Origin of the sequence: Streptomyces ficellus (assembly GCF_009739905.1) — a bacterium.
Taxonomy (GTDB): Bacteria; Actinomycetota; Actinomycetes; order Streptomycetales; family Streptomycetaceae; genus Streptomyces; species Streptomyces ficellus_A.
Genome location: NZ_CP034279.1, coordinates 5,103,246 through 5,116,123, shown reverse-complemented (window position 1 = coordinate 5,116,123; position 12,878 = coordinate 5,103,246). Strand labels below are relative to the sequence as shown.

At 73.3% G+C, this 12,878-nt stretch carries 14 protein-coding genes; 11 read left to right on the top strand and 3 right to left on the bottom strand.

The annotated features are described in order from the left end of the window. The first annotated feature begins 43 nt into the window (after positions 1 to 43). From EIZ62_RS22875 to EIZ62_RS22860, 4 genes are read left to right on the top strand one after another with little or no spacing between them, the layout of a single operon-like run. On the top strand, positions 44 to 1,540 hold the full coding sequence (locus EIZ62_RS22875) for a DEAD/DEAH box helicase (protein ID WP_156694565.1): 1,497 nt from the start codon (positions 44 to 46) through the stop codon (positions 1,538 to 1,540). 52 nt (positions 1,541 to 1,592) lie between these two features. Next, complete coding sequence (locus tag EIZ62_RS22870; protein WP_156694564.1) at positions 1,593 to 1,991, top strand: CBS domain-containing protein; 399 nt, start codon at positions 1,593 to 1,595, stop codon at positions 1,989 to 1,991. A gap of 27 nt (positions 1,992 to 2,018) precedes the next feature. Next, on the top strand, positions 2,019 to 2,372 hold the full coding sequence (locus tag EIZ62_RS22865) for an SCO5918 family protein (RefSeq protein ID WP_156694563.1): 354 nt from the start codon (positions 2,019 to 2,021) through the stop codon (positions 2,370 to 2,372). Beyond that, positions 2,359 to 2,730, top strand: coding sequence for a hypothetical protein (locus EIZ62_RS22860; RefSeq protein WP_156694562.1), 372 nt, complete (start codon positions 2,359 to 2,361; stop codon positions 2,728 to 2,730). Before EIZ62_RS22865 ends, EIZ62_RS22860 begins: the two co-directional genes overlap by 14 nt. Here EIZ62_RS22860 and murJ read toward each other — a convergent pair. Then, on the bottom strand, positions 2,711 to 4,402 hold the full coding sequence (murJ, locus tag EIZ62_RS22855; RefSeq protein ID WP_244375913.1) for a murein biosynthesis integral membrane protein MurJ: 1,692 nt from the start codon (positions 4,400 to 4,402) through the stop codon (positions 2,711 to 2,713). The two genes, EIZ62_RS22860 and murJ, sit on opposite strands and share 20 nt — an antisense overlap. A gap of 168 nt (positions 4,403 to 4,570) precedes the next feature. Next, complete coding sequence (locus tag EIZ62_RS22850; RefSeq protein ID WP_208828243.1) at positions 4,571 to 5,230, bottom strand: pirin family protein; 660 nt, start codon at positions 5,228 to 5,230, stop codon at positions 4,571 to 4,573. A 117-nt stretch (positions 5,231 to 5,347) separates the two neighbouring features. Here EIZ62_RS22850 and EIZ62_RS22845 point away from each other — a divergent pair, with 117 nt between their 5' ends. The 5 genes from EIZ62_RS22845 (at position 5,348) to fabF (ending at position 10,224) form a co-directional block, all read left to right on the top strand. Then, on the top strand, positions 5,348 to 6,532 hold the full coding sequence (locus tag EIZ62_RS22845; RefSeq protein WP_156694560.1) for a PucR family transcriptional regulator: 1,185 nt from the start codon (positions 5,348 to 5,350) through the stop codon (positions 6,530 to 6,532). Positions 6,533 to 6,621: 89 nt separating this feature from the next. After that, entirely contained in the window at positions 6,622 to 7,545 is a 924-nt protein-coding gene (locus tag EIZ62_RS22840) for an ACP S-malonyltransferase (RefSeq protein WP_156694559.1), read from the top strand. Between the two features lie 17 nt (positions 7,546 to 7,562). Further along, on the top strand, positions 7,563 to 8,564 hold the full coding sequence (locus EIZ62_RS22835; RefSeq protein WP_156694558.1) for a ketoacyl-ACP synthase III: 1,002 nt from the start codon (positions 7,563 to 7,565) through the stop codon (positions 8,562 to 8,564). Between the two features lie 81 nt (positions 8,565 to 8,645). Next, positions 8,646 to 8,894, top strand: a complete 249-nt coding sequence (locus EIZ62_RS22830; RefSeq protein ID WP_084897295.1) for an acyl carrier protein — start codon at positions 8,646 to 8,648, stop codon at positions 8,892 to 8,894. A 67-nt stretch (positions 8,895 to 8,961) separates the two neighbouring features. Beyond that, positions 8,962 to 10,224 (top strand): beta-ketoacyl-ACP synthase II, encoded by a 1,263-nt coding sequence (gene fabF / locus EIZ62_RS22825; RefSeq protein ID WP_156694557.1) that lies wholly within the window; start codon positions 8,962 to 8,964, stop codon positions 10,222 to 10,224. A 67-nt stretch (positions 10,225 to 10,291) separates the two neighbouring features. On the opposite strand, the gene EIZ62_RS22820 is transcribed toward fabF, so the two are convergent. Further along, on the bottom strand, positions 10,292 to 10,786 hold the full coding sequence (locus EIZ62_RS22820) for a DUF3145 domain-containing protein (RefSeq protein ID WP_156694556.1): 495 nt from the start codon (positions 10,784 to 10,786) through the stop codon (positions 10,292 to 10,294). Positions 10,787 to 11,035: 249 nt separating this feature from the next. Here EIZ62_RS22820 and EIZ62_RS22815 point away from each other — a divergent pair, with 249 nt between their 5' ends. Together EIZ62_RS22815 and EIZ62_RS22810 are read left to right on the top strand one after the other, a co-directional pair. Continuing rightward, entirely contained in the window at positions 11,036 to 11,944 is a 909-nt protein-coding gene (locus EIZ62_RS22815) for a GDSL-type esterase/lipase family protein (RefSeq protein WP_156694555.1), read from the top strand. Next, positions 11,937 to 12,869, top strand: a complete 933-nt coding sequence (locus EIZ62_RS22810) for an aldose epimerase family protein (protein WP_156694554.1) — start codon at positions 11,937 to 11,939, stop codon at positions 12,867 to 12,869. The genes EIZ62_RS22815 and EIZ62_RS22810 overlap by 8 nt, the downstream gene beginning before the upstream one ends. Positions 12,870 to 12,878 lie beyond the last annotated feature (9 nt).

Sequence of the window (12,878 nt, the reverse complement as noted above, 5' to 3'; positions counted from 1 at the left end):
GACAGGAATTCCTCGATACGAGCCGCATCGAGGAAGGTTCCGCATGAACACGAACCGCACAGCTCGCACGAACGACAGCTCCGGCTCCTACCGCTCCCGGACGGCCTCCGCGGGCTCCGCAGGCTCCGGCCGTGGCGGCCGGGGCCGCCCGCAGGGCGCGGTCCGGCCGGGCCCGGCCGGACGCCCGGGCGGCGGCCACGGACGCCGCTCCACCGCGCCCCGCGGGGAGTTCGCCCTGCCTGTCAGCACCACCCCGTCGTTGCCGTCCGTCGAGACGTTCGACGCCCTCGGCCTGCCGGAGCACCTGCTCGCCGAGCTGCGCTCCGCGGGCGTGACCGTTCCGTTCCCGATCCAGGCGGCGACGCTGCCGAACTCGCTGGCGGGCCGCGACGTCCTGGGCCGCGGCCGCACGGGCTCCGGCAAGACGCTGGCGTTCGGCCTCGCCCTGCTGGCCCGTACCGCCGGGAAGCGCGCCGAGCCCCGGCAGCCGCTGGCCCTCGTGCTCGTCCCCACCAGGGAGCTGGCCCAGCAGGTCACCGACGCGCTCACCCCCTACGCCCGGTCGCTGCGCCTGCGGCTGACCACGGTGGTCGGCGGTATGCCGATCGGCCGCCAGGCGGGCGCGCTGCGCGGCGGCAGCGAGGTCGTCGTCGCGACGCCCGGGCGGCTCAAGGACCTGGTCGACCGGGGCGCCTGCCTGCTGGACCGGGTCGCGATCACCGTCCTGGACGAGGCCGACCAGATGACCGACATGGGCTTCATGCCCCAGGTGACCCACCTGCTCGACCAGGTGCGGCCCGACGGGCAGCGCATGCTCTTCTCGGCCACCCTGGACCGGAACGTCGACCTCCTGGTGCGCCGCTACCTCACCGACCCGGTCGTGCACTCCGTGGACCCCTCGGCGGGGGCGGTCACCACGATGGAGCACCATGTGCTGCACGTGCACGGCGCCGACAAGCACGCCGCCACCACGGAGATCGCCGCCCGCGACGGGCGGGTGATCATGTTCCTGGACACCAAGCACGCGGTGGACCGGCTGACCAAGGACCTCCTGGCCGTCGGCGTCCGCGCGTCCGCCCTGCACGGCGGCAAGACCCAGCCGCAGCGCACCCGTACCCTCGACCGGTTCCGCAGCGGCCACGTCACGGTCCTGGTGGCCACCAACGTCGCCGCCCGCGGCATCCACGTCGACGACCTCGACCTCGTCGTCAACGTCGACCCGCCCGGCGACCACAAGGACTACCTGCACCGCGGTGGCCGTACGGCCCGCGCGGGCGAGTCCGGCACCGTCGTCACCCTGGTGCTGCCGGGCCAGCGGCGCGGCATGGAGCGCCTGATGGCCGACGCCGGCATCACGGCCCGGGTGACCCGCGTCCGCTCCGGCGAGGCCGAACTGAGCCGCATCACCGGCGCGCGGACGCCCTCGGGCGTCCCCGTCACCATCACCGCCCCGCCCTCCGAGCGGGCCAAGGCCTCCGGCACGCCCGCACGCGGGCGACGCCGCCGGCCCGCCCGGTGGGGCGGCGGCTCCGCCGCGTAGCCCACGGGCCCGTGGTGCACGTCCCGCACGCCCGACCGAAGAGGAGAAGCCCTTGACACCGGTTCAGACACGCGTACGGGCAGCGAGCGGTACGGGCCTGACCGCCCGGGACGCCATGCACGCGCCCGGGCCCCAGGTCGACGACCACATGACGGTCGACGTGGCCATGTCCGTGCTCATCAGCGCCCGCGTCGAGCACCTGGTCCTCCAGGATGAGCACGGCCGCTGCGGCGGCCTGGTCACCCGGGCGCAGCTCGCCGCCCACCGGGGCGGTTCCTGGTACAGCGACCCCACCCGGCTGCGGGACATCCCCCTCGACCGGGGGCCGTTCACCAGTTCCGCGGCGCACCTGAACGACGCGGAGGCGGCCATGCGGACGCGGACGCTGGAGGTGTCCCCCGTGGTCGACGAGCACGGTTACACCCTGGGCGTCCTGGCCCTCCTGCCCTGATCACCTCCTTCTCACCTCCGAGGCCCCATGCGCTGCGTCATCGCCCGCTTCCCCTTCGAGCTGACCCAGCACGACGTCCAACAGGCGATGAAGGGCATCACGCCCGAACTCGTCGCCGGTCCGTCCGTGACGATCGGGCGCCGCACCTACCCGGTCAAGCAGGTCGGGGAAGTGATCACCAGGCAGGACCGCCGTGACTTCACCGCCGGTGAGGTGACCAGGGCGCTGACCCGGCTCGGCTTCACCTGTCAGTCCCCCGTCACCGCCCCCACCGCCGCCCCCACCGCGCTCCAGACGGCGGTGGCGCTCCTGGGCGGTGACACGGTGCCCGCACGGCCGGGCGGCGCGGGTTCTAGAATCAACGCCCATGTCGAAGCCTGATGAACTGCTCGTCGACCTCGCCGCCACGGTGGAGTCGGAGCACACCACGCAGATGTCCCTGACGGTCGTGGTCCACGGTGCCGTCATCACGGGCCGACTGGCGCCCGAAGCGGTGTGGCGGCAGCGGGTGGCCGAGGTGCTGCGCGACTCCGACCGGCTCGGCCCCTTCGCCGGTATGTTCGCGCCGCCCGGGGCGGCCGCCTCCCCGAGGGCGGCCGCGCCCACGCACCTGCACTTCCACGTCGCCCGCATCCTCCAGGGCACGGTCGGCATCCCGGAGACCGGCGGGATGTACCGGATCGCGATCAAGGACGTGAGCGCCTGGACCGTCGGGGACTTCAGCTACTCCGACCACTGAGATCGTCCCGCCCGCCGCCCTGGCGGTGCGCCCCTCGTCGGCGCACCGCCCGGCGCAGCAGCGCCCGCACCTCCGTGAGCCGCAGCGGGCGCGCGAGGAGGGCGAACACCGCGGCGATCACCACCGCGCCGGCGCCCGCCGCCAGGAACGGTCCGCCCCCGTCCGCCCACCGTGCCGTCAGGTGGCCGAGCCCCGCCGCCGGGACGGCCGCCACCAGCAGCCGGGCCAGGGCGGCGGGGGTGCCGTCGCCGCCGTGCCCGCCCGGCGCGGCCAGCCGTCGCCGCAGGACGTACGCGGTGACGGCCCAGCCGGCCCACAGCGCCACCGAGTAGGCCGCCGCCATGCCGGTCACCGCCCACCGCGCGGGCAGCAGCTGGTACGCCGCCACCGACAGGCCCGCGTTGACCGCGGCGACCAGCAGGTTCAGCAGGAACGGCGTCCGTGTGTCGCGCAGCGCGTAGAACCCGCGCGTCAGCACGTACTGCCCGGAGAAGGCGACCAGTCCGGGCGCGAACGCCATCAGGACCGCCGCCATGCGCGCGATGTCGCCGGCGTCGGTCCTGCCGTACTGGTAGGCGGCGGCCATCAGCGGCCCGGCGAGCGCGAGGAGCGCGCAGGCGGCGGGCACGACGGCCGCGGCGCTGGCGCGCAGCCCGTGGGAGACGTCCCGGCGCACCCGGGCGGTGTCGCCGTCGGCCGCGGCGGCGCTCATCCGCGGCATCAGCGCGGTGACCAGCGAGACGGTGACGATGCCGTGCGGGACCATCCACAGCAGGTAGGCGTTGGTGTACGCGGTGAATCCGGCGCCCCCGTCGACGCCCTGGCCGTGCGCCCGCAGGCCCGCCGCCGTGGCGAGCCGGGTGGTGACCCAGTAGGCGCCCTGGTTGGTCAGCACGAGCAGCACCAGCCAGCCGGCCGCGCGCAGCGGTGAGGTGAGCCCGCTGCCGCGCCAGTCGAAGCGGGGCCGGAAGCGGAAGCGGGCGCCGCGCAGGGAGGGCAGCAGGGCGAGCGCCTGGACGGCGATCCCGGCGGTGGTGCCCCAGCCGAGCAGCGCGGTCTCCCGGGCGGTGAGCGAGCCGCCGTCGCCGGCGACGAGGTACAGCGCGAACACGGCGATGACGACGACGTTGTTGAGGATCGGCGTCCACATCATCGCGCCGAACCGGCCGCGCGCGTTGAGGACCTGCCCGAGCAGGGTGAACACCCCGAGGAAGAAGATCTGCGGCAGGCAGTAGCGGGCGAAGGCCACTGTCATGGTGGCCTGGGCACCGGTGTAGTCGGTGTACGCGTCGATGATGGCGGGCGCCGCCAGCACCGCACCGGCGGTGAGCAGGAGCAGTCCGGCCAGACAGGCCGTCAGGAGGCGGTCGGTGTAGGCCTTGCCGCCGTCGGCGTGCTCCTTGGCGGCCTTGACCAGTTCGGGCACGAAGACGGCGTTGAGGGCGCCGCCGAGGAGCAGCATGTAGACGATGTTGGGCACGGAGTTGCCGACCGTGTAGCCGTCGGCGACGAGGCCGGTGCCGAGCGCGGCGGCGACGACGGCGGAGCGGACGAACCCGGTGGCGCGGGAGAGCAGGGAGCCGGCGGCCATGACGGCGCCGCTGCGCGCGACGGACACGGCGGCGGCGGCCGGTGCGGGCGCGGCCTCGGGGGCCGCGGACGTGGTGGTCACCGGCGGGCCGGACGCGCCGGAGGGGTGCGGTGCGGCTCGTGGCCGGTGTGGTCGCGCAAGGATCCTCCCCCGGGTCCGGGCGTCCCCACGCCCTGGTCGTGAACAAGAGTGACAAGCATGAACAAGAAGAGGCCATGATCGCTCAACGGCGGTCCACGGCGACCGGCTTCAGCCGCTCATCTCCCACAGCAGCACCTCGGCCGGCCCGAGCGACACCAGCTCCAGCCCCTGGGCACCGGTGATCCGCACCGCGTCGCCGGGGCCCACTTCGTCGTCGGCGAGCCGCAGCCCGCCGCGGACGACGTGGACGTACACGAAGGCCGCGTCCGGGACGGCGATCCGCTCCCCGGGCGCCTCCGGCCGGCGTACGTGAAGCATCGCGCCCGCGGCCGGCACGGCGTACGGGGTCGCGTCGGCGATGCCCCGCACCACCTCGTACGCCGGGGCGCCGCCGGGCTGCCCGGGGGCCAGCCACATCTGCACGAAGACCAGCGGGGCTTCGCCGTCGTTGCGCTCCTCGTGCCGCACCCCGGCCGCCGCGCTCAGGTGCTGTACGTCGCCGGGGCCGATGCGCGAGGTGTGCCCGGCCGAGTCGCGGTGGGTCAGCTCGCCCTCGACGACCCAGGTGACGATCTCGGTGTGGCTGTGCGGGTGCTCGTCGAACCCGGAGCCGGGGGCGAGCCGCTCCTCGTTGCACGCCAGGACCGCGCCGAACCGGAGGTTGTCGGGGTCGTAGTGGCGCCCGAAGGAGAAGGCGTGCAGGGTCTCTATGCCGTCGGTCGCGGCGCCACCGGCGTAGCGCTCGCCCGCCCGCCGCACGGACCACACCGGTGCGACGGGGCCGGGCCGCGCGGCGGCGGCCGGGTCGTCTGGATGCCATGAGCTCACGGGACCACCGTAGACCCGGCGCCGCACCGTGCCGCCCGGATAAGGCAGTCTTGTCCCGTGCCTGAACCCGCAGCGAACGACGCCCACCGCCATGCCGCCACCCTGAAGCGCCTGGAGCAGTCCTCCGGACGGCTCGCGGCGAGCGCCATTGCCCGCATGGACGAGACGCTGCCCTGGTACCGGGCCATGCCTCCGGAGAACCGGTCGTGGATCGGCCTGGTCGCCCAGGCCGGCATCGCCGCGTTCACCGAGTGGTTCCGGCACCCCGAGACCCCGCAGGCGATCTCGACGGACGTGTTCGGCACCGCCCCGCGCGAGCTGACCCGGGCGATCACCCTGCGCCAGACCGTGGAGATGGTCCGCACCACGATCGAGGTCATGGAGTCGGCAATCGAGGAGGTCGCCGCCCCGGGCGACGAGTCGGTGCTGCGCGAGGCGCTGCTGGTGTACGCCCGGGAGATCGCCTTCGCCACGGCCCAGGTGTACGCCCAGGCCGCCGAGGCGCGCGGCGCCTGGGACGCGCGGCTGGAGTCCCTCGTCGTCAACGCGGTGCTGTCCGGCGAGGCCGACGAGGGCGCCGTCTCGCGGGCGGCGGCCCTCGGCTGGAACTCCCCGGAGCACGTCTGCGTGATCCTGGGCACCGCCCCGGACGGCGACAGCGAGCTGACCGTGGAGGCGATCCGGCGGGCGGCCCGGCACGCCAAGCTCCAGGTCCTGACCGGGGTGCTCGGCAACCGGCTGGTCGTCATCGCGGGCGGCAGCGACAACCCGCTCCACGTCGCCAAGGCGCTGATCGGCCCGTACGCCGCCGGGCCGGTGGTCGCCGGGCCGATCGTGCCGGACCTGCTGGCGGCCACCCGGTCCGCGCAGGCCGCGGCGGCGGGCCTGAAGGCGTGCTCGGCCTGGCAGGACGCGCCACGGCCGGTGCTGGCGGACGACCTGCTGCCGGAGCGCGCGATCGCCGGCGACCCGTCGGCGCGCGAGCAGCTGGTGGAGGAGATCTACAGACCGCTGGAAGAGGCGGGCTCGGCGCTCCTGGAAACCTTGAGCGTATATCTGGAACAGGCGAGCAGTCTGGAGGGCGCGGCGCGGATGCTTTTTGTGCATCCCAACACCGTGCGCTACCGGCTGCGACGTGTGACCGATGTCACCGGGTGGTCACCGTCCGATGTCCGCTCCGCGTTCACGCTGCGCATCGCGCTGATCCTGGGGCGTCTGGTCGACGGAGATCCGCAGTCCTAGACTTTTGTGAGACGTCCACAATTCCCCTGACGGTTCTTCGTCCCTGTCCCCACGGGCGGCGGGGGCCGTCCACAAGAGAGAGTGTGAGGGTGCTCGTACTCGTCGCTCCCGGCCAAGGCGCTCAGACGCCCGGCTTCCTGACTCCCTGGCTCGACCTCCCCGGCGCCGCCGACCGCGTCGCCGCGTGGTCCGAGGCCATCGGGCTCGACCTCGTCCACTACGGCACCGAGGCCGACGCGGACGCGATCCGCGACACGGCGGTGGCCCAGCCCCTGCTGGTCGCGGCCGGACTGCTGTCCGCCGCCGCGCTCGGCGACGTGGCCCCCGGCGCCGTCGCCGGCCACAGTGTCGGCGAGATCACGGCCGCCGCGTTCGCCGGCGTCCTCGACGACACGGCCGCGCTCGGCTTCGTCCGCACCCGCGGTCTGGCGATGGCCGAGGCCGCCGCCGTCACGAAGACCGGCATGTCGGCGCTGCTGGGCGGCGAGCCCGACATCACCGTCCCGCACCTGGAGAAGCTGGGCCTGACCCCGGCGAACGTGAACGGCGCCGGGCAGATCGTCGCCGCCGGCACCATGGAGCAGCTCGCCGCCCTGGAGGCGGACAAGCCCGAGGGCGTCCGCCGCGTGGTGGCGCTCAAGGTCGCGGGCGCGTTCCACACGCACCACATGGCGCCCGCCGTCGACACGCTCCAGAAGGCCGCCGACGGCCTCACGGTCGCCGACCCCGCCGTGACGTACGTCTCGAACAAGGACGGCCGGACCGTCGCCACGGGTGCCGACGTCGTCGCCCGCCTGGTCGGCCAGGTCGCCAACCCGGTCCGCTGGGACCTGTGCATGGAAACGTTCCAGCAGCTCGGCGTGACCGCCCTGGTCGAGGTGTGCCCCGGCGGCACGCTCACCGGTATCGCCAAGCGCGCCCTGCCGGGCGTGAAGACGGTCGCGCTCAAGACGCCGGACGACCTCGACGCGGCCCGTGCGCTCATCGCCGAGCACACGGCGCCCGCCGTCTGACAAGGAGCGTTAAGAGCATGGCGAAGATCAAGCCCAGCCAGGGCGCACCGTACGCGCGGATCATGGGTGTCGGCGGCTACCGCCCCACCCGGGTCGTGCCGAACGAGGTGATCCTGGAGACGATCGACTCGTCCGACGAGTGGATCCGCTCCCGCTCCGGCATCTCCACCCGCCACTGGGCCTCCCCCGAGGAGACCGTGACCGCGATGTCGGTCGAGGCGGCCGGCAAGGCCATCGCGGACGCCGGGATCACGCCCGCGCAGATCGGTGGCGTGATCGTCTCCACCGTCTCGCACTTCAAGCAGACGCCCGCCGTCGCCACCGAGATCGCGGACAAGATCGGCGCGAACAAGCCGGCCGCGTTCGACATCTCGGCCGGGTGCGCCGGCTTCGGCTACGGCCTGACCCTCGCCAAGGGCATGGTGGTGGAAGGTTCCGCCGAGTACGTCCTCGTCATCGGCGTCGAGCGGCTCAGCGACCTGACCGACCTGGAGGACCGCGCGACGGCCTTCCTGTTCGGTGACGGCGCGGGCGCCGTCGTCGTCGGCCCCGCGAAGGAGCCGGCGATCGGCCCCACCGTGTGGGGCTCCGAGGGCGACAAGTCCGAGACCATCAAGCAGACCGTCGCCTGGACCGACTACCGCGACGGCACGGTCGACAAGTTCCCCGCCATCACGCAGGAGGGCCAGGCGGTGTTCCGCTGGGCCGTCTTCGAGATGGCGAAGGTCGCCCAGCAGGCCCTCGACGCGGCCGGCATCACCGCCGCCGACCTGGACGTCTTCATCCCGCACCAGGCGAACATGCGGATCATCGACTCGATGGTGAAGACTCTGAAGCTGCCCGAGCACGTGACGGTCGCCCGTGACGTGGAGACGACCGGAAACACCTCGGCCGCCTCCATTCCGCTCGCGATGGAGCGGCTTCTGGCGACCGGTCAGGCGAGGAGCGGCGACACCGCGCTCGTCATCGGCTTCGGGGCGGGTCTCGTCTACGCCGCGACGGTCGTTACCCTCCCCTAGGCACGTTCGGGGAGTTTCCCGGACGACCGCCTCGAAACCCTCTGAGAAACACCTCTGAGAAACACACCGAAGGAGCGCCACATGGCCGCCACTCAGGAAGAGATCGTCGCCGGTCTCGCCGACATCGTCAACGAGATCGCCGGCATCCCGGTCGAGGACGTCCAGCTGGACAAGTCCTTCACCGACGACCTGGACGTCGACTCGCTCTCCATGGTCGAGGTCGTCGTCGCCGCCGAAGAGCGCTTCGACGTCAAGATCCCGGACGAGGACGTCAAGAACCTCAAGACGGTCGGCGACGCTGCCGACTACATCCTGAAGCACCAGGGCTGATCGGATCGCCACCCGGCGGTGGCGCCGCATTCCCCGCATACCTCATAGACGTGGAGAAAGAATTCCTGTGAACTCGACCAATCGCACCGTGGTCGTCACCGGTATCGGCGCAACCACACCGCTGGGTGGCGACTCCGCCGCCACCTGGGAGGGTCTGCTGGCGGGACGCTCCGGCGTCAAGCCCCTCGAGGGCGACCGCTTCGCCGACATGCCCGTGCGGATCGCGGCCCCGGCGGCCGTCGACCCGGCGGACGTCCTGCCCCGACCGCTCGCCCGCAAGCTGGACCGCTCGGCGCAGTTCGCCGTGATCGCGGCCCGCGAGGCGTGGGCGGACGCGGGCTTCGGCGCCCCGGCGGGCGAGGACGAGGCCGTCGCGCCCGAGCGCCTCGGCGCCGTCATCGCCTCCGGTATCGGTGGTGTGACGACCCTGCTCGACCAGTACGACGTGCTGAAGGAGAAGGGCGTACGCCGCGTCTCCCCGCACACCGTGCCGATGCTGATGCCCAACAGCCCCTCCGCCAACGTCGGCCTGGAGGTGAACGCCCGGGCGGGCGTCCACACCCCGGTGTCGGCGTGCGCGTCGGGCGCCGAGGCGATCGGCTACGCCATCGAGATGATCCGCACCGGCCGCGCCGACGTGGTCGTCGCGGGCGGCACCGAGGCTGCGATCCACCCGCTGCCGGTGGCCGCGTTCGCCAACATGATGGCGATGTCCAAGAGCAACGACGAGCCCGAGAAGGCCTCCCGCCCGTACGACAAGGCCCGTGACGGCTTCGTCCTCGGCGAGGGCGCGGGCGTCGTCATCCTGGAGTCCGCCGAGCACGCCGCCGCGCGCGGCGCCAAGGTCTACTGCGAGGCGCTCGGCCAGGGCCTGTCGGCCGACAGCCACCACATCGCCCAGCCGGAGCCGACGGGCCGCGGTATCGCCGCCGCCCTGCAGAACCTGCTGGACACCACCGACCTGAAGCCGGCCGAGGTCGTGCACCTCAACGCCCACGCCACGTCCACCCCGCAGGGTGACGTCGCCGAGGTGAAGGCGCTGCGCAAGGTGCTCGGCGAGGAGCTGGACCACGTGGCGATCTCGGCCACCAAGTCCATGACCGGCCACCTGCTGGGCGGCGCGGGCGGCATCGAGACCGTCGCCACGGTCCTGGCCCTCCACCACCGCACGGCCCCGCCGACCATCAACGTCGACGACCTGGACGAGGACGTGGACGCGGACGTCGTCCGCGACACCCCGCGCCCCCTCCCCGAGGGCACGATCGCCGCGATCAACAATTCGTTCGGCTTCGGCGGCCACAACGTGGTGCTGGCGTTCCGGACGGTCTGACGCCCGACATGACGGTGGGCCCGCCCCTACGGGGGTGGGCCCACTGGTGTGTGCGGGGGGCGTGGGGTCAGACGACCTGGTGGAGCCAGCGGACCGGGGCGCCTTCGCCGGCGTAGCGGAAGGGTTCGAGCTCGTCGTCCCAGGGCTTGCCCAGGAGCTTGGCGATCTCCGCCTCCAGCTGGGTCTCGCCCTGGGCGGAGCGGACGAGGGCGGCGCGCAGGCGGTCCTCGGGGATCAGGATGTCACCGTGCATGCCGGTGACCGCGTGGAAGATGCCCAGCTCGGGCGTGGCGCTGTAGCGCTCGCCCTCGGCGGTGGCGCAGGGTTCGGCGGTGACCTCGAAGCGGAGCATCTGCCAGCCGCGCAGCGCGGACGCGAGCTTGGAGGCGGTGCCCGGTTCGCCCTGCCAGGAGAACTCGGCTCTCCAGGTGCCCGGCGCGGCGGGCTGACGGATCCAGTCGAGCTGGACCCTCGCACCGAGCACTCCCGCCACCGCCCATTCGACGTGCGGGCACAGCGCGCGCGGTGCGGAGTGTACGTACAGGACTCCACGTGTCGTCACCGGGACCTCCAGTGTGGGACGAGGTTCGCCTTTCCCAGCGGCCTCAGTAAACAGCATCGGGAGTGAAACTCCGCAAAAGGGACAGCATGTGACGTGATGTAATTTACCGGAGCCGGTCGGCGAAGGCGCCTGACGGTTCGACGGGGAAAAGCTACCGTGCGCCGGGGCGCTTGGGATGACGTACGGTCTGCCCGGGGGACGTTGACACCAAGCTTTCACTCGCCAGGACGCCGACGAAAGGGCTACCGGATGCCCGCGAGCCGACGGGGCCGTATACGAACGCTCGCCGCCTGGGCGGCGGCCACCGCCCTGGTGGCGGGCGTGGCGCTGGCCGGGTGCGACGCGGAACCGGAGCGCGGGCCGGGCGTGGCGGCGCGTCCCTCGCCGTCGCCGAAACCCACTCCGGAGTGGGACACGAGCCCCGCCTCGGTCGCGGCCGTCGGTGACTCGATCACCCGTGGTTTCGACGCGTGCGGGGTGCTGGTCGACTGCCCGGAGGTGTCGTGGGCGACCGGCGGCGACGCCCGGGTGAACAGCCTGGCGCGGCGGCTGCTGGGCCCGGCGGCACTGCCGGCGCGCAGCTGGAACCTGGCCCGGTCCGGGGCGCGGGCGGCGGAGCTGCCGACGCAGATGGCGCGGGCGGCGGCGAAGAGGCCCGGGCTGGTGACCGTGATGGTCGGCGCGAACGACGCGTGCCGTGACAGCACCGCCCTGATGACGCCGGTGCCGGACTTCCGCGCCTCGCTCACGGAGGCGATGCGGGAGCTGCGCGAGGTGTCGCCGAAGAGCCAGGTGTACGTGTCGAGCGTGCCGGACCTGAAGCGGTTGTGGTCGACCGGCCGGGGCAGCGCGATCGGCAAGCAGGTGTGGAAGCTGGGGGTGTGCGCGTCGATGCTGGGGAACGCCGACGACCTGGGCCCGGCGGCGACGGAGCGGCGTGAGCAGGTGTACCGGCGGGTGGTGGCGTACAACGAGGCGCTGCGGGAGGTGTGCGCGAAGGACCGGTTGTGCCGGTACGACGGCGGGGCGGTGTTCGACTTCCGGTTCACGGGCGAGCAGTTGAGCCCGTGGGACTGGTTCCATCCGGGGCTGGACGGCCAGGAGCGGCTCGCGGACATCGCGTACGCCAAGGTCACGGAGGGTGGCGGGGATGGCTGACGTGGGAGTGTGCGGGCGGCTGGCCGACGGCACGGCCGTGCACCGCTGGGTGCTGGAGCGGGGCGGCACGCGGGTGGCGGTGCTGACGTACGGCGGGATCGTGCAGTCGGTGGAGGTGCCCGACCGGGACGGTGCGGTGGCGAACGTGGTGCTGGGGTACGGCTCGCCCGGCGGGTACGAGGCGGATCCCGGCCCGTACTTCGGGGCGCTGGTGGGGCGGTACGCGAACCGGATCGCGGGCGGGGCGTTCACGCTGGACGGCCGCGTGCACCGGCTGGCCCGCAACGGCGGTCCGAACTGCCTGCACGGCGGGGAGCGCGGGTTCGACAAGCGGGTGTGGGACGCGGAGGCGGTGGACGGCGGGGTGCGGCTGTCGCGGGTGAGCCCGGACGGCGAGGAGGGGTTCCCGGGGCGGCTGGAGGTCTCCGCCACGTACACCCTGGACGCGGACGGCGCGCTGCGGATCGCGTACCGGGCGGTGACGGACGCGCCGACGGTGGTGGCGCTGACGAACCACTCGTACTGGAACCTGGGCGGCGGGCACGAGCTGCGGCTCGCGGCCGGGCACTTCACTCCGCTGGACGGTTCCGCGATCCCGACCGGTGAGGTCGCGTCGGTGGCCGGCACCCGGTTCGACTTCCGGACCCCGCGCCCGGTGGGCACGGGGCTCGACCACAACTTCGTGCTGGACGGTGACCGGGACGGCCCGGCGGCGGAGCTGTACTCGCCGCGCTCGGGGCGGCTGCTGACGGTCCGTACGACGGAGCCGGGCCTCCAGGTGTACGCACCGGAGCACCCGGACGGCGTCGCCCTGGAGACCCAGGCGTTCCCCGACTCCCCGAACCGGCCGCGGTTCCCGAGCACGGTGCTGCGGCCGGGCGAGGTGTACGCGTCGGAGACCGTGTACGCGTTCGGTTGCCGCTAGGGCGTTCCG